This is a genomic window from Lachnospiraceae bacterium (assembly GCA_025758065.1).
Lineage (GTDB): Bacteria > Bacillota > Clostridia > Lachnospirales > Lachnospiraceae > Enterocloster.
This window is the reverse complement of record CP107199.1, coordinates 3,830,339-3,856,376: the sequence shown is the minus strand read 5'-3', so window position 1 is coordinate 3,856,376 and position 26,038 is coordinate 3,830,339. Positions and strand designations below refer to the sequence as shown.

Sequence of the window (26,038 nt, the reverse complement as noted above, 5' to 3'; positions counted from 1 at the left end):
AAGTTTTAGAAAAAATGCACAGTATGATTTTTCTGCGAAAGAAGGTCTGAGAAAGTATATTAGAGATATTCTTCAATAAGTATCTTACGCATGAAACATCAGTTTAGCCGTTGACATTTCCATTTCCAGTCATTATAATGGAATCGTTGTAATAGAATTTATAAAAGAAAAGCCAAGAAGGAGACAGTATCCTTTTCCAAACATCACAGAGAGCCGGTGCAGGTGGGAATCCGGTATTAGTAGGAGAGAGGAGAAGATCACTCCGGAGCTGCCAGCTGAAGGTTTAAGTAGGCCGGGCCGCATTTCCTGCGTTAAGGGAACTCATATGATGGTATGCAGTAACAGGTGGTTGAACGAATCTAAGCTTTCGTCCTTTTACGGGGATGGAAGCTTTTTTATTTTCTAAAGAATAGTACCTGTGAGACATTCTTCAAAACTAGAAATGGAGGAAAGCAAGGATGTATGACAAAGTCCCCACAGACCTGAAGTTTGTGGAAAGAGAAAAAGAAGTTGAAAAGTTCTGGGAAGACGAACACATTTTTGAAAAGAGTATTAAGATGCGTGAAGGCTGCCAGCCATATGTATTCTATGATGGACCGCCAACCGCAAACGGCAAGCCGCATATCGGCCATGTTGAGACCCGTGTAATTAAGGATATGATCCCAAGATTCCGTGCTATGAAGGGCTATATGGTTCCAAGAAAGGCCGGATGGGATACCCACGGACTTCCAGTAGAACTGGAAGTAGAAAAGAAGTTAGGTCTTGACGGAAAAGACCAGATCGAAAAATACGGTCTGGAGCCATTTATCAAGCAGTGCAAGGAAAGTGTCTGGAAATATAAGGGCATGTGGGAGAATTTCTCCGGCACTGTTGGTTTCTGGGCTGATATGGATAATCCATATGTTACCTATCATAATTCCTTTATTGAGTCAGAATGGTGGGCATTAAAGCAGATCTGGGACAAGGGCCTGTTATACAAGGGCTTTAAGGTAGTTCCTTACTGCCCACGCTGCGGTACCCCTCTTTCCTCTCACGAGGTAGCTCAAGGATATAAAGACGTAAAAGAGCGTTCTGCAGTAGTACGTTTCAAGGTAAAAGGTGAAGATGCTTATATTCTGGCATGGACCACAACTCCATGGACCCTTCCAAGCAACCTGGCACTTTGCGTAAACCCAAATGAAGAATACGTAAAAGTGAAGGCAGCAGACGGCTATACCTATTATATTGCACATGCATTAATGGAAAAGGTATTAGGAGAAGGCTGTGAGGTTCTGGAAACTTATGTAGGCAAGAATCTGGAATTTAAGGAATATGAGCCATTATATGACTGCTCTGTTCCATACTGCGAGAAGCAGCACAAGAAGGCGTTCTATGTTGTATGTGATACCTATGTAACCTTAACAGATGGTACCGGAATCGTACACATTGCTCCTGCATTTGGTGAAGACGATGCCAATGTAGGCCGTAAGTACAACCTGCCTTTCGTCCAGTTAGTTGATGCAAAGGGTGATATGTCAGCAGATACCCCATTTGCAGGCAAGTTTGTAAAGGATGCTGATCCATTAGTATTAAAAGACTTAAAGGAAAAAGGCCTGTTATTTGACGCTCCTGCATTTGAGCACAGCTATCCACACTGCTGGAGATGCGGTACTCCACTGATCTACTATGCAAGAGAATCCTGGTTCATTAAGATGACTGCTGTTAAGGATGACCTGATCCGCAATAACAACACCATTAACTGGGTACCTGAGTCTATTGGTAAAGGCCGTTTCGGTGACTGGCTGGAGAACATCCAGGACTGGGGTATTTCCAGAAACAGATACTGGGGAACTCCATTAAATATCTGGGAATGCGAGTGCGGACATCAGCATTCTATCGGAAGCATTGAAGAATTAAAGAGCATGTCTGATAACTGCCCCGATGATATTGAACTTCACCGCCCATACATTGACGCTGTTACCGTCCGCTGCCCGAAGTGCGGAAAGCAGATGAAGCGTGTACCGGAAGTTATTGACTGCTGGTTTGACTCTGGTGCAATGCCATTTGCACAGCATCATTATCCATTTGAAAATAAGGAACTGTTTGAGTCCCAGTTCCCGGCACAGTTTATTTCTGAGGCTGTAGACCAGACCCGTGGATGGTTCTATTCCCTGTTAGCTGAGTCTACCTTACTGTTTAATAAGGCTCCTTATGAAAATGTAGTTGTAATGGGTCTGGTTCTGGATGAGAACGGACAGAAGATGAGTAAGTCCAAAGGAAATGCAGTTGACCCATTTGATACATTACAGAAGCATGGCGCAGACGCCATCAGATGGTTCTTCTATACCTGCTCTGCTCCATGGATCCCAAAGAGATACCAGGATAAGGCAGTGACTGAAGGACAGAGAAAGTTCATGGGTACTTTATGGAATACCTATGCATTCTGGGTACTGTATGCAAATATCGATAAATTTGACGCTACTAAGTACAGCTTAGAATATGATAAGCTGCCGGTAATGGATAAATGGCTGCTTTCCAAGATGAACTCTATGGTCAAGGCAGTAGATGACAATCTGATGAACTACCGTATCCCTGAGGCTGCAAAGGCTCTTCAGGAATTCGTAGATGATATGAGTAACTGGTATGTGCGCAGAAGCCGTGAGCGTTTCTGGGCAAAGGGCATGGAGCAGGATAAGATCAATGCTTATATGACTCTGTATACCGCTCTTGTAACTGTTGCAAAGGCAGCTGCGCCTATGATCCCATTCATGACAGAGCAGATCTACCAGAACCTGGTAAGAAATATCGACAAGAGTGCTCCTGAAAGCGTACATCTGTGTGACTTCCCTGCAGTAAAGGAAGAGTGGATCGATGAGAAGTTAGAAGCAGATATGGATGAAGTCCTTGATACGGTTGTTATGGGCCGCGCAGCCAGAAATACAGCAAATATCAAGAACCGTCAGCCCATCGCCCAGATGTACGTAAAGGCAGACCATGCATTATCTGATTTCTACGTAAAGATCATTGAAGAAGAGTTAAATGTAAAGAAAGTAACCTTTACAGATGACGTAAGAGCCTTTACTTCTTATACATTTAAGCCACAGTTAAAGACTGTAGGACCAAAATACGGCAAGCTGTTAGGAAAGATCCGTGAAGCATTGACCAACTTAGATGGAAGCGCTGCCATGGATACCTTAAATAACACCGGTGCTTTAACCTTCGACTTTGATGGACAGGAAGTTGTTCTTACAAAGGATGACCTGCTGATTGATGTAGCAAAGAAAGATGGCTATGTAACAGAAGAAGATAATTATGTAACAGTTGTCCTGGATACCAACCTGACTCCAGAGCTGATCGAAGAAGGCTTTGTCCGCGAAGTTATCAGCAAGATCCAGACCATGCGTAAGGAAGCAGGTTTCGAGGTTATGGACCATATTAGTGTATATCAGGCCAATAACGACAAGATCGCTGAGCTGATGAAGAGCAACGCAGATGAGATCAAGAACGAGGTTATGGCTGATCATATCCACTTAGGTGAGATGAAGGGCTTCACTAAGGAATGGAATATCAACGGCGAGACTGTTATGTTAGGTGTGGAAAGACTGTAATGAGACTGTAATAGCGAGGTAAAAACTGGTTTTATCTGGTTTTATATCCGTATTTAAGTTGAAATGGACCAGAAAAAATGGTAATATGAGGGGCAGGACAGAATTGTTACCTGTCCCTTGTGCTTTTTTAGATTTGAATGTGCTTTTGGTGAAGGATGTATGCCTCCGGGTTTTAGTACACCTGCATAAGAGGGAGCACATTGGAAAATGAGGAGGAAGGCTATGAAAAATACAGGCTTTGACAAGGCTTTGTTCAAAAATGCAGTAATCTTTAATGTAAAAAACATGTTCCGCCGTACTATCGACGAAGCAACCCCTCAGCAGATCTTCCAGGCTGTGGCTTATACAGTAAAGGACGATATCATTGACCAGTGGATAACAACCCACAAGGAATATGAGAAAAAAGATGTAAAGACCCTTTATTATCTGTCTATGGAGTTTTTAATGGGTCGTGCCCTTGGAAACAATATGATCAATCTTTGTGAATATAAGGAGATCGCAGAAGCATTAGACGAAATGGGCTTTGATTTAAATGCCATTGAAGACCAGGAACCGGATGCAGCATTAGGAAATGGTGGTTTAGGACGTTTAGCAGCATGCTTCCTTGACTCTTTAGCAACCTTGGGCTATCCGGCATACGGTTGCGGTATCCGTTACCGTTATGGTATGTTTAAACAGAAGATCGAAGATGGTTATCAGGTAGAAGTTCCGGATAACTGGCTGGAAAATGGAAATCCATTTGAGATCCGTCGTCCGGAGTATGCAGTAGAAGTAAAATTCGGCGGCTATGTACGTATTGAAGACCGCAATGGTATGAGCCATTTCGTACAGGAAGGTTATCAGTCTGTAAAAGCTGTTCCATATGACCTGCCAGTTGTAGGCTATGGCAACCACATTGTAAATACACTTCGTATCTGGGATGCAGAACCGGTAAACACCTTTAACCTGGATTCCTTTGACCGCGGTGATTACCAGAAGGCAGTTGAACAGGAAAATCTGGCTAAAAATATTGTTGAAGTTCTTTATCCAAACGATAACCATTATGCAGGTAAAGAACTGCGTTTAAAACAGCAGTATTTCTTTATTTCTGCCAGCGTCCAGAGAGCTGTCCAGAAATTTAAAGAAAAACACGATGATATCCATCAGTTCCCGGAGAAGGTGGTATTCCAGTTAAATGATACACATCCAACTGTAGCAATCCCTGAGTTAATGCGTATCCTTTTAGACGATGAAGGCCTTACCTGGGAAGAGGCATGGGATATTACTACCAGAACCTGTGCATACACCAATCATACTATTATGTCTGAGGCACTGGAGAAGTGGCCGGTAGACTTGTTCTCCCGTCTGCTCCCACGTATTTATCAGATCGTAGAAGAAATCAACCGCCGTTTTGTAAATGAGATCCAGCAGAGATATCCTGGCGATCAGGACAAGATCGCAAAAATGGCAGTTGTATACAACGGTCAGGTTAGAATGGCTTACATGGCGATCGTAGCAGGCTTCTCAGTAAACGGCGTTGCAAGACTGCATACAGAGATCTTAAAGCATGAGGAGTTAAAAGACTTCTATGAGATGATGCCTGAGAAATTCAACAATAAGACTAATGGTATTACCCAGAGACGTTTCTTGCTTCACGGCAATCCGTTATTAGCTGACTGGGTAACAGATAAGATCGGTGATGACTGGATCACAAATCTGCCTCATATTAAAGAACTGGCAGCATTTGCAGGTGATAAGGAATGCCAGAAGGAATTCCTGGATATCAAATATAAGAATAAAGTCCGTCTGGCTAAGTACATTAAGGAGCATAACGGCATTGACGTTGATCCAAATTCTATTTTCGATGTACAGGTAAAGAGACTTCATGAGTATAAACGTCAGCTGATGAACATTCTTCATGTTATGTATCTTTACAACCAGTTAAAGGATGATCCAAACATGGATATGGTTCCAAGAACCTTTATCTTCGGTGCAAAGGCAGCAGCAGGTTACCGCCGCGCAAAACTGACGATTAAGCTGATCAATTCAGTAGCAGATGTGATCAACAATGATATGTCCATTGGCGGTAAGATCAAGGTGGTATTTATTGAAGATTACCGGGTATCCAACGCAGAGATCATCTTTGCGGCAGCGGATGTGAGCGAGCAGATCTCCACAGCCAGCAAAGAGGCTTCCGGTACCGGTAACATGAAGTTTATGTTAAACGGCGCTCTTACATTAGGAACTATGGATGGTGCAAACGTTGAGATCGTAGAAGAAGTTGGACAGGAAAATGCCTTTATCTTTGGCCTTTCTGCAGACGAAGTTATCAATTATGAGAATAACGGCGGCTATAATCCAATGGATATCTTCAACAATGATCCTCAGATCCGCAGAGTGCTGATGCAGCTGACCAATGGATATTATTCACCAAAGGATCCACAGATGTTTAAGGAAATCTATGATTCTCTGTTAAATAACTTTGGAGGCAGCCGTCCGGATACTTACTTTATCCTGAAAGACTTCCGTTCTTATGCAGAGGCTCATGAGAAGATCGACAAGGCTTACAGAGACAGACAGTGGTGGGCAAAAGCAGCTCTTATTAATGTTTCCCATAGCGGTAAGTTTACATCTGATCGTACCATTGAAGAGTATGTAAGAGATATCTGGCATCTGAAAAAGGTGACATTAGAGCAGTAAAATTGGTTCATGCAAGTGCATGAATGATAATGAAAACTGTGATTTAGGGGGTGTTGCAGAAGCTTGTGTTTTTGCGGCATCCCTTTTTTTTCATTTAGGATTATGCCACCCTCAGGTGACATGTCAGTTTATTTACACCAAAGAGAGGAACAATAATATGAAGATAAGAGATATACTGGCAGAGGGAAGACCAACACTTTCATTTGAAGTGTTCCCGCCAAAGACAGCAGATGCGTATGAATCCGTGGAGAAGGCGGCTTCTAAGATCGCTGAGTTAAAGCCGGATTTTATGAGTGTTACTTACGGTGCCGGAGGCGGAACCAGTGAGTATACAGTAAAGATCGCATCTACTATTAAAGAAGAGTATGGTGTAACACCATTGGCACATCTTACCTGTGTTTCTTCAACAAGAGAGAAAGTGCATCATGTATTGGAGGAATTAAAGGCGCATAAGATCGAAAATGTTCTGGCGCTAAGGGGGGATATCCCGCAGGATGGGAAAACACCGGAAGTTTATCACTATGCTTCTGAACTGATCCGTGAGATCAAAGAAGCAGGAGATTTCTGCATTGGTGCAGCCTGCTATCCGGAAGGACATCCGGAATCTTCTAATAAATCTGTGGATATGGACTATTTAAAGCAGAAGGTGGACGCCGGCTGTGATTTTGTCACTACCCAGATGTTTTTTGACAACAGTCTTCTTTACAGCTATTTATACCGCATCCGTGAGAAGGGCATCACCATTCCTGTGATCGCAGGTATCATGCCTGTTACCAGCGGAAGTCAGTTAAAGCGTATTGCACAGATGTCAGGAAGCTATATGCCGGCACGTTTCTTATCATTAGTAGATAAATATGGAGATAACCCGGCAGCTATGAAGCAGGCTGGTATTGCTTATGCTACAGACCAGATCATAGATCTTCTGGCAAATGGCATTAAGGGAATCCACGTATATACCATGAATAAGCCAGATGTGGCTGCACAGATCCAGAGCAATATTTCAGAGTTATTGAAGTAACGTAATGAGTCCAAAAGAAAAACAAGCGGCTGCGTAGCAGACATTTGTTGCCATGCATATCGAGGAGGCGCCAGTGACGCGTCCGCTGATTTTTCTTGGACCATTAACGAAGGTCCAGCCTGCGAATGCAGGCAGTAGAGCACATAAGTGCGAGGACCTGAGTCTGGCGTTTGGTTTGACAGCAGGAGGATATACAGGAAATGGAACTGGCAGATATTAACAGAAGAGAGATTCTGCGTTATCTGGGCTATAAAAACCAGGAAGCAGATGAACATATAAACAGGATCGTGGAAGACTGCCTGGAGCTTTTGTGGAAAAATGTTTCGCCTAAATACCGGGTACGGGAATTTTCACTTACTCTTGGAGAAGATAACATGATCGACGGGGAGGTTTTTCAGGCAAAAAGCAAGAACCTTTCTGTTAATTTAAAAGATTGTGAAAAAATACTGGTTTTTGCTGCTACCCTGGGAGTGGGAGCGGATTACCTGCTCCAGAAGTACAACCGCCTGGAAATGAGCAGGGCAGTGATCTTACAGGCAGCTTCCGCTGCTATGATCGAGGAATATTGTGACCAGGTATGTGAAGGCCTAAAAAGAGAATATGAAGAAAAGGGCCTTTACCTGCGTCCAAGGTTCAGTCCCGGATATGGGGATTTTTCTCTAAACTGCCAGAGGAATGTTTTAAATGCCCTGGATGCAGGAAAGCACCTAGGGATCAAACTGACAGACAGTTTCCTGATGATGCCTTCCAAATCCGTGACAGCAGTGATCGGAGTGAGCAAAAAGCCCCACCGCTGTGATGTGAAGGGCTGTGAAGCATGTGGCAAGACAGACTGCCTTTACAGACGATGATCGATGAAAAATAAAAGAGGTTCACATATGAATGTTTTAGATGCAATGAAAGAACACCGCCTGTTTTGTGACGGCGGTATGGGAAGCCTGCTTCAGGCGGCAGGCCTTGCAGCTGGAGAATTGCCGGAACGCTGGAATCTTTCCCACCCGGAAGTGATCACAAATGTACACAGAAAATATCTGGCAGCAGGTGCAGATATTATGACTACGAATACCTTTGGCGCTAACCGGTTAAAATTTGACAAGGATGGGGAGTTAAAGGCCATTGTAGAGGCGGCTGTTGCCAATGCAAGAAAAGCAGTAGATGAGGCTGGCAGAGGCTATGTAGCCCTGGATCTGGGCCCTACAGGAAAGCTTTTAAAGCCACTGGGGGATCTGCCTTTTGAGGCAGCAGTATCTTTGTATAAAGAAGTAGTTTCTATTGGTGCGGCAGCAGGCGCTGATCTTGTGCTTATCGAGACCATGAGTGACAGCTATGAGTTAAAAGCAGCTGTTTTAGCTGCAAAAGAGGCGGGCATTGATCCAAAAACAGGAGAAAGACTGCCTATTTTTGCTACGGTCATTTATGATGAAAAGGGAAAACTTCTTACAGGCGGTAATGTAGAGTCTACAGTGGCACTGTTAGAAGGTCTTGGAGTAGATGTACTGGGGATCAACTGCGGCCTTGGCCCGGAGCAGATGAAAGATATTCTGGCAGATATCCTGAAAGTTTCCTCTACACCGGTACTGGTAAACCCAAATGCAGGACTTCCAAGAAGTGAAAATGGAAAAACGGTTTATGACGTAGATCCAGAAGATTTTGCTGCTGTTATGGAAGAAATTGTAAAAATGGGTGCTGTGGTAACCGGCGGCTGCTGCGGTACTACCCCAGATCATATCCGGGCAATGGTAGAACTGACAAAGGATATTCCGGTACAGCTGCCGGAAAAGAAGCACCGTACTGTTATTTCTTCTTATTCCCAGGCTGTTGTATTTGATAAAAAGACCATTATTATTGGAGAACGTATTAATCCTACAGGAAAATCCAAGTTTAAACAGGCTTTGCGTGACCATGATCTGGAATACATCCTTCGTGAAGGCGTGACCCAGCAGGATAATGGTGCAGATGTCCTTGATGTTAACGTAGGTCTTCCGGAGATTGATGAGCCTTCTATGATGGAAGATGTAGTAAAAGAACTGCAGGCAGTGATCGACCTGCCATTACAGTTAGATACTTCCAGTGCAGAGGCAATGGAGCGGGGGCTTCGTGTATACAATGGAAAACCGCTGATCAACTCCGTTAATGGTAAAAAAGAGGTTATGGAACAGATATTCCCGCTGGTTGCAAAATACGGTGGAGTAGTTGTAGGACTTTGTCTGGATGAAGACGGTATTCCTGAAACTGCACAGGGAAGAATTGCAGTAGGTAAGAAGATCATTGATACAGCTGCCACTTACGGAATTGGGCCGGAAGATATTATTTTAGATGGTCTTTGCATGACTGTAAGTTCTGACAGCCAGGGAGCTATTGTTACTCTTGAAACCCTTAGAAAGATCAGGGACGAACTGGGCGGAAAGTCTGTTTTAGGTGTATCCAATATTTCCTTTGGACTTCCACAGAGAGAGATCATCAACGGCGCTTTCTTTACCATGGCAATGGAAAGCGGTTTAAGTGCTGCTATTATCAACCCCAATTCTGAGGCTATGATGCGGGCTTATTATAGCTTTAATGCATTGATGAACCTGGATCCCCAGTGCAGTGAATATATCAGCATTTACAGTGGTCAGACGGCAGGTCTGGGACAGACTATTGGAAAAGGCGGAAATGGTGCCGGAGGTTTAGGAACAGCCGGAAATGGCGGGGCAGGTGCCGGAAGCCTAGGAAATGCCATTGAAAGAGGCTTAAAAGAAGTGGCAGTAGAAAGTGTGACTGCTCTTTTAAAAGAGAAAGAAGCACTGGATGTGATCAACGAAGAGATCATTCCGGCACTGGACCATGTAGGAAAAGGCTTTGAAAAAGGGACTGTTTTCCTTCCTCAGCTGTTAATGAGCGCAGAAGCGGCTAAAGCAGCTTTTGAAGTGATCAAAAATGCCATGGCAGGCAGCGGGGAAACCCAGGAAAAGAAGGGAACCATTATTCTTGCAACTGTTAAGGGTGATATTCATGACATTGGAAAGAACATTGTAAAAGTTCTTCTGGAAAACTACAGCTACGATGTGATCGATCTTGGAAAAGATGTTCCACCGGAAACTGTAGTAGAAGAAGCTGTAAGCCGCCATGCGCCATTAGTAGGTTTAAGCGCTTTGATGACCACAACTGTTCCCAGTATGGAAGAAACCATTAAGCAGCTACGTGAAAGCGCACCATGGGTAAAAGTTATGGTTGGCGGGGCAGTACTGACCCAGGAATATGCAGATACCATTGATGCAGATGCTTATTGCAAAGATGCCATGGCATCTGTACACTATGCGGAGACTATCTTCTAACCAGCGACAAACTACCATTTATTACCAGGTGATTTTCCAAAAAAATGTGATAATATAATTTGGTAACAAAAACACAACAAAATTGTAACAAAATGAAAGCGAGGACAAAATTATGTTATCAGTATCCACAATGGCACTTGCAGCAATGCTCGGCTCCGCATGCGTACCAAACGCAAATCAGGCATGCAATGTAAATACCTGTACATACGATCAAGCAAACTGCATCCAGGCAGAGTGTGCAGCCAATGGCGGACAGGACTTAAACTGCCTGTTAAATGGCCTTGGCGCATGCCTTCCAAATGGCTGCCAGGATGGAAATGTAAGACCAGTTGGCGGATTTGGTCAGGGAAGCTGCAGAAGATAAGCACATTGGATCCTATAATACGTAATGTTACAAAAGAAGAATAGATAAAAAATATAAGAAACATAGGAAAAGGCCGTCTGCTGAAAATAAAGAGCAGGCGGTCTTTTCGTTTTATAGCAGTTTTTTTGTCTGTGGTTCACTGATAAAGATTTTCCCCTTATTCAAATAAATCATATTTTCTTCTGCCAGTTCCTGTACTGTCCGGTTTACTGTACGTACTGAGCAGCCAAGGTGTGCGGCAATCTCCGGTCTGGTGAAGGGGATACGGATAGGATAAATAGATTTGGATTTTGCATTGCCTGCGTTGCTTTCAATATGTGTGTTGTCATTTACAGCCTGTGTTACCTGTTCTTTCAGAAAGACCAGCATGCGGGTGCGGTTGTCGGCAAAAAGGTTCTGGCGCTGGAACTGTGCCTGGACTACTAACTGGGAGATGATCATGCGGCTTCTAAGGAAAAGGGCATGGGGATCTTTTCGCAGCCAGGTCATATATTCTATGGCAGGGATCACCAGGCAGAGGGAATCTTCAAGTGTAGCAAGTGTTACCAGACGGGGCTGTTTTTCAGTGAAAAATTCGTAATCACCAACTATGTCCAGAGCACGTATCTCCGTAAAATGATAAGGTATATTTGCCACATGTTCTTCAACTGCTTCCAGACGGCCTTTTAAAAGGATGTACACATGGGCGCAGCTGTCCCCGGCAGCTACCAGGCGGCTGTCTTTTTTATAAGAGCGCAGCATCAGCACCGTCTGTATATAAGGCGGTGCAAATTTAAAGAAATTTTCTAAAAAGCTTTTTTGTTTTAAGGTAAATGGATAATTAAATTTATTGATATTCAACAAAACTGCCACATGTCCTTTTTTTAATTATGATATCATTTTATAATATAAGTGTCAAAAGGTCTTTTTATAGAGGAATATAAAAAGACTCCGGGAGTACATAAAATAAAAAAAGGAGGAGTTTATTATGGGAACACCACACAATCAGGCGGAAAAAGGTGAGATTGCAAAAAAGGTATTGATGCCGGGGGATCCTCTTCGTGCTAAATTCATTGCAGAGAAATTCCTTACAGATGCGAAGCTGGTCAATGAAGTCCGCGGGGCATATGCGTATACAGGTACTTATAAAGGGGAAAAAGTAACTGTTATGGCAAGCGGAATGGGAATGCCATCTATAGGAATTTATTCCTATGAGTTGTTTTCTGTTTATGATGTAGACCAGATCATCCGTATTGGTTCTGCAGGCGCTTATGTACCGGAATTGAATTTAGGCGATGTAGTGCTGGAAGAAAGTGCATGGAGTGAGTCTACTTTTGCGCATACCCAGAACGGCTACGATAAAGACACGATCTATCCAGATCCGGAATTAAATGCCCATATTTTAGAGGCTGCAAAGCGTAATAACATTACTGTAAAGCCTGTAAAAGTACATTCCAGTGATGTATTTTACACAGAGCCAAATGTAGACGGTTACAAAGAGATCAGCGCAAAACATGGTTGTGCCTGTGTGGAAATGGAAAGCTTTGCTCTGCTCCACAATGCAAATGTGCTTCATAAAAAAGCAACCTGTATGCTGACTATTTCTGATTCCATGCCAAAGAAAGAGCATGCCACAGCAGCAGAACGCCAGACTTCCTTTACAGATATGATGACCGTCGCTTTAGAGGCTTGTCTGGATTAAGATTTTGACGTATAAAATCCTGTAATATTTCATAAAATCCCCATAGGAGTAAGATATGCTCTGACAATTTAAAAATGTTGGGGCAAAAGGGGATCATATAAAATGGAAAAAACTGGAAATAAAGAAAAAATCAAAGAATCTGAAAATGGAAAAATTCTGATCAAAGGTCTTGTGATCGGTTCGACCATGACTTTGCCGGGAGTCAGCGGCGGTTCCATGGCTATGGTTCTGGGGATTTATGACCGTCTTTTAAAACATGTTAGTGAAATAACAAAATATCCAAAAGAAAGTCTCACATTTCTGCTCTGGTTTGCAGCCGGAGCAGGAAGCGGGGCTTTTTTGTTTTCCAGAGGGATCAGCTGGCTTTTAACTACAAGAGCTGAGGGCGTTTTGCGTTTTTTCTTTCTGGGAGCGGTAGCAGGTGGAATTCCCATGATCTTAAAAAGCGCCAGTGTAAGGCGTATCAGGGGGAGAGAACTGATATGTATCCTTACAGGAATCCTTACAGCCCTTCTTATTGCCCTGATCCCTCAGGGGATGTTTGCCCCTGAAGTGGAAAATGCCCCTTTAAATATGCTTTTTCAGTTTGCAGGCGGCTTTATCATAGCAGTCGCCTTAGTCCTTCCAGGCATTAGCGCATCCCAGATGTTATATATGCTGGGAATTTACGAAAGCACATTAAAAGCAGTCGGCAGACTGGATTTTTTTGCACTTTTTCCCTTAGCTACTGGCGGGATTCTTGGAACGTTTCTCACAGCCCGCATACTGGAACAGCTGATCAAAAAGCACAGGGAAGCCACATTTTTAATAATATTAGGCTTTATGCTGGCATCATTGCGGTCACTGCTGCCAGGCCGGTTAATACAGGAAAACCTACTGTTTTGCGGCATAGCGCTGGTAGCAGGTTTTGTAAGTCTTTATTTTTTGTCAGCAAAGTGAGCAGTTGAAAAATTGAAAGATATTTTTGCAATAATACGGAAAAAGAGTTGCAACATTCTGGATAAATGGTAAAATAAAAGTAAATTTTCGGGGATAAGTTAACAGTATTAATTTGTAATACAGGAGAAGGAGGGGAATACATGGAAACTTTAAAATCTCTTACAGAGCAGGTGGCAGCAGCCACAGGAAGCAAAAAAGCGGAATTGGTGCTGAAAAATGCACGTATCGTCAATGTATTTACCCAGTCAGTGGAAGAAGGGGATATTGCAATTGAAGAAGGGCGTATTGTGGGGATCGGAACCTATGACGGGGTGATGGAGTCAGACCTGAAAGGGGCTTATGTCTGCCCGGGCTTTTTAGATGGTCATATCCACATAGAAAGTTCTATGACTTCCCCCGGGGAATTTGAACGGGCTGTAGTACCACATGGCACTACGGCTGTGATCACAGATCCCCATGAGATCGCAAATGTGGCAGGAGAAGCGGGGATCCGGTTTATGATGCAGTCGGCAAAGAAGCTGAATCTGGATGTATATTTTATGCTTCCTTCCTGTGTGCCGGCCACAGATCTGGATGAATCCGGGGCAGAGCTTCTGGCAGCAGATCTGGAACCATTTTACATAGAAGAAAAGGTTCTGGGACTGGCAGAGGTAATGAATGCTTACGGCGTGACCCATGGGGATAAAGATTGCCTGGAAAAACTGATACAGGCACGTTCTTTAAGGAAAGCCATTGATGGCCATGCGCCGTCTCTTTCCGGGAAAGAGTTAAATGCCTATGTGACTGCCGGGATCCGCTCTGACCATGAATGCTCTGATTTTGAAGAAGCAAGGGAGAAGTTTGCCAGAGGCCAGTGGATCATGATCCGTCAGGGAACAGCGGCAAAGAATCTAAAAGGCCTTATAGGAATGTTTGAAGATCCTTATTATCAGCGGTGCCTTCTGGTCACAGATGATAAGCATCCGGGAGATCTGATCCGTATCGGTCATATTGATGCCATTATAAGAGAAGCGGTTTCCATGGGCGCTGATCCCATCCGGGCGATCCGCATGGGCACTTTAAATACCGCTATGTATTTTGGACTTTCAGATATGGGGGCAGTAGCGCCGGGATATTTTGCAGATCTGGCTGTTTTTGATAATTTGAAGGATTTTCATGTAAAACAGGTATACAAAGGCGGAAAACTGGTGGCAGAAAACGGAAAAATGCTCCACCAGAAAGAAAAAGCCACAGACTGGTCTGATGAGATTAAAGAACGTGTATTCCATTCCTTCCACAGAGGTCCTATTACAGTGGAAGAACTGCAGTTAAAAGAAAACATAGGAACCCATCAACGGGTCATTGATATGGTAGCCCATGAACTGATCACAAAAGAGCGGATCGAAGAGTGGAAAGAACTGCCAGGTGTTGCTCCCGGCGTAGATATAAGCCGCGACATTGTAAAACTGGCTGCCATTGAACGGCATAAAAATACCAGTCATGTGGGACTGGGCTTTTTAGGAAAATATGGCTTAAAGAGAGGAGCCGTAGCCACCAGCATCGGCCATGATTCCCACAATCTTGTCATCGCCGGAGTTACTGACGAAGACATAGTCATTGCCGGCAACCGTGTGATCGAAAATGGAGGGGGACTTGCCATTGCCCTTGATGGAAAAGTATTAGCAGACCTGCCTTTGCCTATTGGCGGACTTATGGCAGATGAACCGGTAGAAGTGGTAGATGAAAAGCTGGAGCATATGAAAAAGATTTCTACGGAACTGGGCATTTCAAAAGATATCGATGCTTTCATGACACTGGCATTTATCAGTCTTCCGGTGATCCCTAAACTGAGGCTGAATACATATGGAATTGTGGATGTGGAGAAGCATCAGGTGGTAAAAGCCAGGTTTGAGTGAGAATAACAATTTAAAAACAGTTTAAATTGATTAAAAAATCAATCGTAAATTTTTGCGATTGATTTTTTTGTGCTTCTTCAGATGATGATAAGGAGGATGCCTTTTTTGTTTATTTCTGTTATACTTGGTATAGTTATTTCGAAAACGATGTACTAGTATAATCCACGATAATTACCGATCCATTACACGTAGGATAAATTTTCATGTGCAAGGAAGCTGAATGAGGCGATGCCGGTAGCATCGTCGATTGAAGCTGACGCGGCAGATGGAAAATTAGACAAGTGAAAGGGGCGGATAATTATTGTGGATTATACTAGGCATTAAGCTAAGAATATATGAGAGAATAAAAGGGGATATTGGATCATGTATAAAGTGTTGATCGTAGATGATGAGATCATGATACGCCGTGGATTAAGCAAGATCATTCACTGGGAAGAAATAGGATTTGAAATGGCGGGGGCAGTTGGAAATGCGATGGAAGCGCTGGAACTGATCAAAAAGACACCAGTTGATGTCCTTTTAACAGACATCAGCATGCCGGAGATGACAGGACTGGAACTGATCCATCAGGCAAGAAAGATATTGCCGGGGTTAAAGACAGTGGTGATCAGCGGGTACAGCGAGTTTGATTATGCCAGGGAAGCCATTGAACTGAAAGTGGAAAATTATATCTTAAAGCCCCTGGATCCTAAAAAGATCACAGAAACTTTTCAGAAGATCTGCAAAGAGCTGGATCAGGAACAGCGCAGGGAGCGCAGGGAACAGTACCTTCAGTCAGAGTATGAGGTAAGAAGAGGTGCAGACCCGGAAAAGAAAGGCTGTGATGATGAGTGGCAGACTAAAATGATACAGGTTCTGGAAGAAGGACGGTATAAAGAATTGGATGGATTTGTAGATCAGTGGTTTTTGCAGATGGAAAAAATGGACAGCAGGCAGATAAGGGAATACTGCTATAAATCCCTGCGCAAAGCAGCCATGTATTTTCATATGGATACACCGCCATTATTTAAGATTTATCAGTTATCAGATCAAGACCAGGAAAAATTTTCAAAGATATTAAAAGAAGACATGCAGATGCTGGCGTCTTGCCTGAAAGATAATTCAGAGTCATTTACTATTTTGATCAGCAGCAAGGCGAAAAATTATATTGATGTAAATTACAGCAAAAAAGATCTGTCTTTACGGGAGATCGCTGATAAGCTGAATGTAAGCTATGGTTATCTGTCCACGGCATTTACAAAGACATATGGAGAGAACTTTAAATCCTATCTTGTATCTGTGCGTATGGAAAAAGCCAGGGAATTTTTAATGGAACGGAAATATAAAATTTATGAGATCGCTGATAAGACCGGCTATACCAGTTCACGTTATTTTACAGATGCCTTTAAAAAACGGTTCGGGATCTCGCCGGGAGATTATATCCTTCGGTTAAACGGGGAAAGCGAGGTATGATATGAAGCGGGCAATGACATTAAAAACACGTTTTATCCTTACATCTTACTGCTCAATTGTGATTTCCGTTTTTTTGATCTGCATTGTAAGCTATGTTCTTCTGGGAAATCTGTCCCGGAAATTTGCTATACAGGCCAATCAGGAAGCAGTCCGGCAGAAAAATGAAGATATCAGTGGGAGAGTAAATGGTATTGAGGTAACAATACGGGATATTATTTATAATTCAGAGCTTCAGAAGCTTTTAAATGAGCGTAATATGGAAGAAGGACAGGAAAGTAAAGATGTTTATGGAATGCGCATGGCTGTAAACAGCAGTATTGCCCGCGCTTCCAGTTCTTTATATATGATCGATAATATTGCTGTTTTTGCAAAAGATGGAAGTATGATCGGAAGCCTGTATGAGTTTAATACACTTAAAAAGTCTGCAGAATATAGCTGGTTTGAAAAAATGGACCGTTCAAAAGGAGAAACTGTGTGGCTTAGTGATACGATCCATAAATCCAGGGATAATTACGGCTACCATATGACCATTTCGGCAGTAAAAAAGATCCGTTCAATATCCAGTATGGATGGTTCACGTATGGGCGAAGAATTAGGCTGTGTTTATTTTACGGTGAACCTGGATGGATTACTGAATTTTGAACAGGAATATACAGGCAGTGAAGACAGGAAAATGATGGTTGTCAATGAACGTTACCAGATCATAGGGGGAACGGACGATAAGAAAAACGGGACGACTTTTAAAACACGGTTTTTGAAAAATCCTGTGAATAATATGTATATTATAAATGATGATCAAAAAGAATTATTTACATATGGAAAATTATCACAGAATATGAACTGGTATATTATCTGCATGGTCCCGGAGCAGTCGATCTTAAAGAATTTTTACATGTCCATTCTGATCTGTGCCGTGATATCTGTCCTTTTACTGATCGGTTTTCTTCTGGTTTCCCTGCGTAATGCAGAATCCATCAGCCGCCCGGTACGCCTTTTGGAGAAAAAATGTGAGCTGGTAGCAAAAGGCCGCTTTGATATAAGAAATGAAAACAGCGGTATCCTGGAAATAGACCGGTTATTTACCCGGTTTAAGGATATGGCAGAACAGCTGGATAATCTGATCCATAAGGTATATGAAGCGAAGATCAAAGAACAGAGCCTGATCGCTGAATCACGACAGGCACAGATGCAGGCACTCCAGATGCAGATCAATCCCCATTTTTTATACAACACCCTTGATTCTATCAATTGGATGGCATTGATGGCAGGAAATGAAGAGGTTTCTGAAATGATATTGGCTTTAGGCCAGCTGTTCCGCAGCAATATGAATACATCCGGTATTTATGCAAAGGTGAGCAATGCGGTTGAAAATGTAAGACTCTATATGTATTTGCAGCAGGTCCGTTTTGAAGAAGGACTGGAATATCAGATTGAAGTAGAGGATGATGTAAAGGATGCCATGATCTTAAAAAATCTGATCCAGCCATTAGTAGAAAATTCTATTAAGCATGGTATCGAACCCTGGAATATAAAAGGTTCTGTCCATATATCCATTAAAAAATCAGGAGACCTGATCAGTCTGGCAGTCCAGGATAACGGACATGGGATCGCAAAAGAGCAGCTGGATCATTTAAGGCAGCAGTGGAAAGATATTGATAAAGAAGAGGAAGAAGGTAATACAGGAAAGGGGAGCGTGGGACTTCGTAACATTATGCGCAGGCTGTGGCTGTGTTATGGAAGCAAGGCCTCTTTTGTTATAAGCAGCAGTAAAGAAAAAGGTACAAGTACACTTATAAATTTCCCATTAGAATATCAGATTGTTCAGATAAATGAAGATACAATGAAAAAATCTGACTAAAATGAAAACTTTTCACATTGTCCTTTTGTATAAAACTTGTAATAATATACACACGATGAACGTAAAGTGACAACATAAGTCACAAACAAGAAAATTTCAGGAGGACAATACGTATGAAAAAAACAGTTGCTTTTCTCATGTGCCTTTCAGCAGCAGGTCTGCTTGCAGGATGCGGAGCAAAAACCGAGGCTACTACAGCTGCAGCAGATACCACAGGAGCTGCTTCTACAGAAACCAAGGCAGAGGCAAAGGGTGATCCTGTAGTGATCAATTATTATGACTGGGATATCCCGGATCAGAAATTCATTGATGATTTCAATGCTGCAAATCCTGATATCCAGGTAGTAGCACACAGCATTCCTGCTAATGGTGAGCGTCTTACAAAGTTGGACATCCTGGCAATGAGCGGCGGCGATATGGACGTAATGCCTATTTCTGACGGTGATCAGTTTACCCGTTTTGAATCCGGTATGCTGGCTCCACTGGATGATTTTATTGCAAAAGACGGCGTAGATATGGACAAGTCTTTTGGAAAATATGCAATCTGGGGACAGTATGACGGTAAATATTACGGAATCCCATTCCGTGCAACACAGAGCGTTGTTTATTACAACAAAGACATGTTTGACAAGGCCGGAGTTGAGTATCCAAAGGATGACTGGACATTAGACGAATATATCGAAACAGCACGTAAAATGGCTGAATGGGGAAAAGATCAGGGAATCTACGGAACCTATACCCATACTTATGCAAATGAGTGGGCAACCATTGCAGCACAGAAGGGCCAGTGGTATACAGAAGACGGTAAATGTAACATTAAGGATCCAGCATGGCAGAAAGCACTGGAAACACGTAAGATGTTAGACGATGAAGGAATCCAGATGCCTTACGGACAGATCGTAGCAGCAAAGGCAGCTATCAACAGCTCCTTCTTAGGCGGAAAAGAAGCAATGGTAACAGCAGGAAGCTGGCTGGTAAGAGATATGAAGAACAAAGAAAAGTTCCCATTTGATTTCCAGGTAGGTGTTGCTTATATGCCAAGATTTGATGAATCCGTAGAAGGACTGCGCAGCAACTATTCATGTTCTGTACTGGGTATTCCTGAGAATTCAAAGCATAAAGAAGAAGCATGGCGCTTTATCCGTTACTATGTAGAAAATGCATCCAATTACATTGCAGCTTCAGGAAATCTTCCTACTTATCTGCCAGCATACAATGATGATATGGTAAATATCTACTGCGAAGGTTCAGGACTTGATGTTTCCTACGCAAAGAAGTTCTTTGATCCGGCTGTACAGCTTACAACCAACAAGATCATTGGCAATAAGGGTGCTGAATATATGCAGATCGGCAAAGAAGAGATCGAACAGTATTTTAATGGTGAGAAATCCCTGGAAGATACTTTAGACAGTATTGAAAGCCGTGTAAACGAGGCACTTGGTAAATAAAGAAAGTCAGTTGCCAAATGTCTATACGCACTTGCGTGCAGCCACGTAGTTCGTATAGCCGCTTGGCAACGCTTTTATCTTAAATATTTAAAGAGAGGAAGCTGAAAACGGCTATGAAATCGAGACACAAGCTGAACAGGATGGAGTTGAGAGAGGAGAGAGCTGCTTACGGCTTCCTCTTTCTCAGCTTGATTGGAACAACTGTTTTTATTTTAGTACCGATCCTGATGTCCATGTTTTTGGGATTTACTGCCTGGAATCCAATGAAAGGAGTTGCAGGTGTAGAATTTACAGGACTTGAAAATTTTCAAAACATATTAAAAGATGACAGAGTATTATCTGCAATACGCAATAACCTGATATATTCATTTTCTTATGTACCTTTGACCATTTCAATCGCTCTGGTCATGGCATCTCTTCTGAACAAATTTGTGTTCTGTAAGATACCGATCCGTATGATGACCTTTATGCCTTATATTTCTTCCCTGGTTTCCGTAGCAACTGTATGGATGGTGCTGCTGTATCCAGACAAAGGACCGGTAAACTCAATTTTAACCAATGTATTCCACATTGCAAACCCGCCCCAGTGGTTTATCAGTTCAAAATGGGCCCTTAAGGGTATTATCATGATGTCTGTATGGCATGATGTAGGTTATTACTGCATTATCCTTCTTGCAAACATGCAGGGACTTTCCGCAGAAGTTTACGAGTCTGCGGCAGTAGACGGAGCTAATAATATCCAGACATTTTTCCGGATAACCATTCCTATGATGGCATCCAGCATTTTCTTCTGTATCACACTGGCAACTATCAACTCTTTTAAGATCTTTGACCAGGTAAATATCATTACAGAGGGTGGACCGGGATTTTCTACTACGGTTCTGGTACAGGCCATTTACTATTATGCATTTAAGGAATATAAGATCGGTTATGCAGCAGCAGTAGCTATTGTGCTGTTTGTGATTATATTTATCTTTTCTACCGTGCTTCAGAAGCTGGAAGAAAAATTCACATACTAGGAGGCTGTATCATGGGATATCAGAGAAAACGTCTGGTAATACGTATCATTACCACGATCATTGTAGGGATATTTGCCCTTATGTTTATATTTCCATTTTTATGGATGCTTTCCACCTCCTTTAAGTATGAAATTGATGTAATGGAATTTCCGGTGCATCTGATCCCGCAAAGGTGGAATTTTCAAAATTATGTAACTGTATTTACAAAAAGTGACTTCCCTGGATATTACTTAAATTCTATAAAAGTAACTTTCATTACGATCATTGGAGAGCTGTGTATCACCACTATGGCAGCATATGCCTTTGCAAGATTAAAATTCAGGGGAAAGAAAATTTTATTTATGGTGTATCTGTCAACTATGATGGTACCGGGACAGGTTTTGCTGCTTCCAAAGTATATTTATTTTCAAAGTATGCACATTACCAATACCCATCTGGCATTGATCCTTCCAGGTCTGTTTTCAGTATTTGGGGTATTGTTAATGCGTCAGGTATTTATGCAGATTCCCTTTGAGTATACAGAGGCGGCTTATCTGGATGGAGCTTCCCATCCAGCAATTTTCTTAAAGCTGATTTTGCCTCTGGCAAAGCCAGGACTTATGACAGCACTGCTTCTGGCATTTAGCTGGAGCTGGAATGATTATATTAATCCGTTAGTATTCTTATCTAATGATAAGTTGTTTACACTTACAGTTGGTCTTCAGCGTTTTCAGGAAGATGCATCTACAAACTATGCACTGATCATGGCGGGAGCTACTGTTTCATTGATCCCACTGATCATTTTGTTCCTGTTTACACAGAAATATTTTATTGAAAGCTTTGCTTCAGCCGGAGTAAAGGGCTAAGAGAGGAGAATAGTCTATGGAAAAAGTACGTTTTGGTGTGATCGGTATTGGCAATATGGGAACCAGTCATTCTGGCTGGTTGGTTGGAAACCGGATCGAAGGGGCCGAGCTTACAGCTGTTTGCGATATTGATGAAAAAAGAAGAGAATGGGCAAAGGAAAATCTTCCCGGGACAGTAACTGTTTATGATGACTACAAAAAGCTTTTAGACAGTGGAAAAATAGATGCGGTGATCATTGCTGTGCCTCATTATTTACATCCGGAAATAGCGATTGAAGCATTAAAGAGAAATATTCATACAATGGTGGAGAAACCGGCGGGAGTTTATGTATCCCAGATCCGTAAGATGAATGAGGAAGCAGAAAAACACCCGGATGTTAAATTTGCCATGATGTTTAATCAGAGGACCAATCCTTTATATCAGAAGGTAAAAGAGATCCTGGATGCAGGAACCATTGGAAATCTGCGCCGTGTCAGCTGGATCATAACAAGCTGGTGGAGAACACAGAAATACTATGATTCCAGTGCATGGCGTGCTACCTGGGCCGGCGAAGGCGGTGGTGTTCTGGTAAACCAGGCGCCTCATCAGCTGGATCTTTTACAGTGGCTGTGTGGAATGCCATCTCTTATGGAAGCCCATTTAAAATATGGTTCTCACCGCAATATTACAGTAGAAGATGATGTAACTGCTTATTTTGAATATCCAAACGGTGCAACAGGTACTTTTATCACCTGTACTCATGATGCACTGGGAACAGACCGTCTGGAGATCCATGGAGATAACGGAAAAATCATTATTACAGACAGTAAGTCCGTTGTTGTTAAGAAAATGGATAAGCCGGAAGATGTATGGAATCATGAACTGGATTTCAGACAGATGCTTGCACTGGTGAAAGGCCAGACACAGCAGAAGCTGTATACAGAAGAAACTTTTGAATGCCCGGAAAACTGGGATCAGCAGCATATTGATGTTCTTATTAACTTTACTAATGCAATTGCAAAGGGAGAACAGCTGATCGCTCCGGGAGCAGAAGGAATCAAGGCAGTTGAGATTGCAAATTCTATGTTTTTATCTGACTGGTTAGGCCATTCAGTGACTCTTCCTGTGGATGATGATCTTTTCTATGAAAAACTTCAGGAAAAGGTGAAGGAGGAGAAAGAAAACAAATGAGAACAGTGATCATTGGCCTGGGAACCGTATCAAGGACCCATAGAAAAGCTTTGGCTTTAATGGATGACGTAGAGCTGGTCGCAGTAGCAGATGTAAAACCAGAGAAAAAAGAAGAACTGCCGGAAGGTGTCCATTTCTACGAAGATTATAAAGAAATGCTGGACAAAGAAAAGCCGGATGCAGCTCATATCTGCCTTCCACATTATCTTCATCTGGAAGCAGCTACAGAGTGTGCAAAGAGAGGGATAAATATTCTTTGTGAAAAGCCAAGCAATATGAATGGAGAGCAGCTTCGCCAGATGCAGAAACTGGAAGACCAGTATCAGGTTAAACTGGCTATCTGTTTCCAGAACCGTTTAAATCCTACTTTTGTAAAGCTGCAGGAAATGATCGGTTCAGGTGAATATGGAAAGCTTTTAGGAATCAAAGCTGTGGCGATCTGGTCCCGTGATATGAATTATTATCAGGCGTCACCGTGGAGAGCCAGTATGGCACAGGCCGGCGGCGGATGCATGATCAATCAGGCGATCCATACCCTGGATCAGATGCAGCTTCTTGGAGGACCGATCAAAAATATTACAGGTCAGATCTCCAATCTGCTTCACCATGAGATCGAAGTAGAAGATACAGCAGTTGCCCATATTGAATTTGAAAATGGTGTTGCGGGTACATTTTTCGGAACCGTTACTTATGTAAAGAATTCAAGTATCGAACTTCAGGCAGTTTGCGAAAAAGGCAGCTTTACAATCAAAGATTATGGTCTGTGGTATGGGCCAAAGGAAAATGAGAATGAAAAAACACTGCTCATTAAAGATAAACGTCTCCCAGGAGAGAAAACCTATTACGGAAGCGGTCATGTAGACCTGATCCGCCGGTTTTATGATATGCTGGAAGGAAAAACAGACCAGTATTTCAGTGTAAAGGATGATAAAGTAATTCTTTTAATAGAAGGAATCCGTAAGTCCTCTCTTGAGAGCAGGATCGTAGAATGGAAGGAGCTTGATAAAAATGAGTGAAGCAAAGAAAGGATCACCTAAGATCGCGTTAAACATGTCTATGGTCAAGACCATTATGTGGGATAAGGGACCGGATTATACCTTTGAGAGAGTGAAAGCAGCAGGACTTTCTTATTTTGAACTGTCACAGGTAGATATGACAGATGAATATATCGATCAGGTTCTGGAAGCATCTGCAAAACATGGTGTGACTGTAATGTCTACCAGTTTAAACTATAAGCCTTTATTTGGACCAAATGCCAAGGGCTTTGACGTTGAGAAAGATATGGACCGTATTATTGCAGCCAATAAACGTCTGGGAGTTACATATGTAAGAGACTCACTGATCCCATCTATCTGTATCCATAATGAAGAGGGATATTACAAGGCTGCAGAGGATTTAAACCGCTATGGAAAGATCTTAAAGGAAAATGGACTGAAGCTGTATTATCACAACCATCATTTTGAATTTGAAAAATATCATGGAAAAACAGGTTTTGAACTGCTGGTAGAAAATACAGATCCGGAACTGGTTGGCTTTGAGATCGATGTACACTGGATCCAGAGAGCAGGACAGGATCCTGTAAAATGGATCAAACGTTTAGCTGGCAGAGAAGATATGGTACATCTGAAAGATTACCGTATTTATTTCCCAGATGGACAGCCAACTCCTGAGATCTTCCACAAGGAGCAGTGTATCCAGTTTGCTGAGATTGGAGAAGGAAATCTGGATATGAAGGCTATCATTGAAGCTTCTGTAGAAGGTGGAGCTATTTATCTGCCTATTGAGCAGGATCAGACCTATGGAAAAGATCCATTTGACTGTATCAGGACCAGCGTAAAAAATATCTGCGATATGGGATTTGAAAAATATCTGTAAGTCTGGGAGGAATAATACATGGATAAGATAGTCCTTTCCGGCTTTGCAGATGAGATTTCTTCTTCTCTTGACAGACAGATACAGGTGTTAAAAAAATTAGGGATTTCCCACATGGAGATCCGGGGTGTGGAAAAGAAGGGAATCGACACATACACCACAGAAGAAGTAAAAGAGATCAAGGGTAAGCTGGATGATCAGGGGATCGCCATTTCTTCTCTGGCATCACCCATAGGAAAGATCAATATTAAAGATGATTTTACACCTCATCTGGAACATTTTAAACATGTGGCTGAACTGGCCCATGTATTAAATACCAGATATATCCGGATGTTCAGCTTTTTTATGCCTGAGGGTGAAGAACCAGACGGATATAAAGAAACCGTATTTGAACAGCTGGACCAGCTGATACGCGTGGGTAAGGAGCAGGATGTGATCCTGCTGCATGAAAATGAGAAGGATATTTATGGGGACAGCATTATGCGCTGTGAAAAGCTTATGAAGGAGTTTTATGGCGATCATTTTAAGGCAGTATTTGATTTTGCCAACTTTATTCAGTGCGGACAGGATCCATGGGATGCATACAGCGTAATGAAACCATATATTGAATATATCCATGTGAAAGATGCCAGAAAGGCTGATGGTGTGATTGTTCCGGCAGGAAAGGGAGATGGAAACATCCAGGAAATCCTGAAAGATCTGTTTGAACACGGATATAAAGGATTTATTTCCCTGGAACCTCACCTTACTGAATTTGACGGCTTGAAAAATCTGGAAAGAGATGGCGAAAGCTTAAAGGGCATGCAGCAGATGGATGGGGCAGAGGCCTTCACCGTTGCCTGCGAAGCTTTAAGAAAGATCCTTAAAAATCTGGGTCAGGATGTATAAGAAAC

The 26,038-nt window shown here is 42.4% G+C and carries 19 protein-coding genes; 18 read left to right on the top strand and 1 reads right to left on the bottom strand.

Going from position 1 to position 26,038, the window contains the following annotated elements; genetic code table 11:
• Positions 1 to 458: 458 nt before the first annotated feature.
• The 6 genes from ileS to OGM16_17960 all read left to right on the top strand — a co-directional run bounded on the left by ileS (position 459) and on the right by OGM16_17960 (position 10,965).
• Positions 459 to 3,587, top strand: a complete 3,129-nt coding sequence (gene ileS / locus OGM16_17985; protein UYJ46631.1) for an isoleucine--tRNA ligase — start codon at positions 459 to 461, stop codon at positions 3,585 to 3,587.
• Positions 3,588 to 3,809: 222 nt separating this feature from the next.
• Complete coding sequence (locus tag OGM16_17980) at positions 3,810 to 6,266, top strand: glycogen/starch/alpha-glucan phosphorylase (protein UYJ46630.1); 2,457 nt, start codon at positions 3,810 to 3,812, stop codon at positions 6,264 to 6,266.
• A 157-nt stretch (positions 6,267 to 6,423) separates the two neighbouring features.
• Entirely contained in the window at positions 6,424 to 7,284 is an 861-nt protein-coding gene (gene metF, locus OGM16_17975) for a methylenetetrahydrofolate reductase [NAD(P)H] (GenBank protein UYJ46629.1), read from the top strand.
• Between the two features lie 200 nt (positions 7,285 to 7,484).
• Positions 7,485 to 8,135 carry a Vitamin B12 dependent methionine synthase activation subunit gene (locus OGM16_17970; GenBank protein ID UYJ46628.1) on the top strand — a complete coding sequence of 217 codons (651 nt, stop codon included), beginning with the start codon at positions 7,485 to 7,487 and terminating at the stop codon, positions 8,133 to 8,135.
• Between the two features lie 27 nt (positions 8,136 to 8,162).
• Positions 8,163 to 10,601, top strand: coding sequence for a homocysteine S-methyltransferase family protein (locus OGM16_17965; GenBank protein UYJ46627.1), 2,439 nt, complete (start codon positions 8,163 to 8,165; stop codon positions 10,599 to 10,601).
• A 112-nt stretch (positions 10,602 to 10,713) separates the two neighbouring features.
• A complete protein-coding gene (locus OGM16_17960; protein ID UYJ46626.1) occupies positions 10,714 to 10,965 on the top strand; it encodes a hypothetical protein in 252 nt (83 codons plus the stop codon).
• A gap of 111 nt (positions 10,966 to 11,076) precedes the next feature.
• Here the strand turns inward: OGM16_17960 and OGM16_17955 are convergent, their stop codons facing one another.
• Positions 11,077 to 11,808 carry a Crp/Fnr family transcriptional regulator gene (locus OGM16_17955; GenBank protein UYJ46625.1) on the bottom strand — a complete coding sequence of 244 codons (732 nt, stop codon included), beginning with the start codon at positions 11,806 to 11,808 and terminating at the stop codon, positions 11,077 to 11,079.
• A gap of 124 nt (positions 11,809 to 11,932) precedes the next feature.
• Between OGM16_17955 and deoD the strand changes: the two genes are divergently transcribed.
• From deoD to OGM16_17895, 12 genes are all read left to right on the top strand, one after another.
• On the top strand, positions 11,933 to 12,646 hold the full coding sequence (gene deoD / locus OGM16_17950; GenBank protein UYJ46624.1) for a purine-nucleoside phosphorylase: 714 nt from the start codon (positions 11,933 to 11,935) through the stop codon (positions 12,644 to 12,646).
• A 102-nt stretch (positions 12,647 to 12,748) separates the two neighbouring features.
• Positions 12,749 to 13,585, top strand: coding sequence for a DUF368 domain-containing protein (locus OGM16_17945; protein ID UYJ46623.1), 837 nt, complete (start codon positions 12,749 to 12,751; stop codon positions 13,583 to 13,585).
• Between the two features lie 140 nt (positions 13,586 to 13,725).
• The gene (gene ade / locus OGM16_17940) at positions 13,726 to 15,480 is read left to right on the top strand and encodes an adenine deaminase (protein ID UYJ46622.1); all 1,755 of its coding nucleotides are present in this window, start codon (positions 13,726 to 13,728) and stop codon (positions 15,478 to 15,480) included.
• A gap of 363 nt (positions 15,481 to 15,843) precedes the next feature.
• Positions 15,844 to 16,932 carry a response regulator gene (locus OGM16_17935; protein ID UYJ46621.1) on the top strand — a complete coding sequence of 363 codons (1,089 nt, stop codon included), beginning with the start codon at positions 15,844 to 15,846 and terminating at the stop codon, positions 16,930 to 16,932.
• Between the two features lie 13 nt (positions 16,933 to 16,945).
• Positions 16,946 to 18,790 (top strand): histidine kinase, encoded by a 1,845-nt coding sequence (locus OGM16_17930; protein ID UYJ46620.1) that lies wholly within the window; start codon positions 16,946 to 16,948, stop codon positions 18,788 to 18,790.
• A gap of 113 nt (positions 18,791 to 18,903) precedes the next feature.
• Positions 18,904 to 20,238 carry an extracellular solute-binding protein gene (locus tag OGM16_17925; GenBank protein UYJ46619.1) on the top strand — a complete coding sequence of 445 codons (1,335 nt, stop codon included), beginning with the start codon at positions 18,904 to 18,906 and terminating at the stop codon, positions 20,236 to 20,238.
• Positions 20,239 to 20,351: 113 nt separating this feature from the next.
• Complete coding sequence (locus OGM16_17920; GenBank protein ID UYJ46618.1) at positions 20,352 to 21,257, top strand: sugar ABC transporter permease; 906 nt, start codon at positions 20,352 to 20,354, stop codon at positions 21,255 to 21,257.
• A gap of 11 nt (positions 21,258 to 21,268) precedes the next feature.
• Positions 21,269 to 22,102: a carbohydrate ABC transporter permease gene (locus OGM16_17915; GenBank protein UYJ46617.1), complete on the top strand. Its 834-nt coding sequence runs from the start codon at positions 21,269 to 21,271 to the stop codon at positions 22,100 to 22,102.
• 16 nt (positions 22,103 to 22,118) lie between these two features.
• A complete protein-coding gene (locus OGM16_17910; GenBank protein UYJ46616.1) occupies positions 22,119 to 23,273 on the top strand; it encodes a Gfo/Idh/MocA family oxidoreductase in 1,155 nt (384 codons plus the stop codon).
• Entirely contained in the window at positions 23,270 to 24,289 is a 1,020-nt protein-coding gene (locus OGM16_17905) for a Gfo/Idh/MocA family oxidoreductase (GenBank protein UYJ46615.1), read from the top strand. Before OGM16_17910 ends, OGM16_17905 begins: the two co-directional genes overlap by 4 nt.
• The gene (locus OGM16_17900) at positions 24,282 to 25,148 is read left to right on the top strand and encodes a sugar phosphate isomerase/epimerase (protein ID UYJ46614.1); all 867 of its coding nucleotides are present in this window, start codon (positions 24,282 to 24,284) and stop codon (positions 25,146 to 25,148) included. Before OGM16_17905 ends, OGM16_17900 begins: the two co-directional genes overlap by 8 nt.
• Positions 25,149 to 25,166: 18 nt before the next feature.
• Positions 25,167 to 26,033 (top strand): sugar phosphate isomerase/epimerase, encoded by an 867-nt coding sequence (locus OGM16_17895; GenBank protein UYJ46613.1) that lies wholly within the window; start codon positions 25,167 to 25,169, stop codon positions 26,031 to 26,033.
• The last annotated feature ends 5 nt before the right edge of the window (positions 26,034 to 26,038 follow it).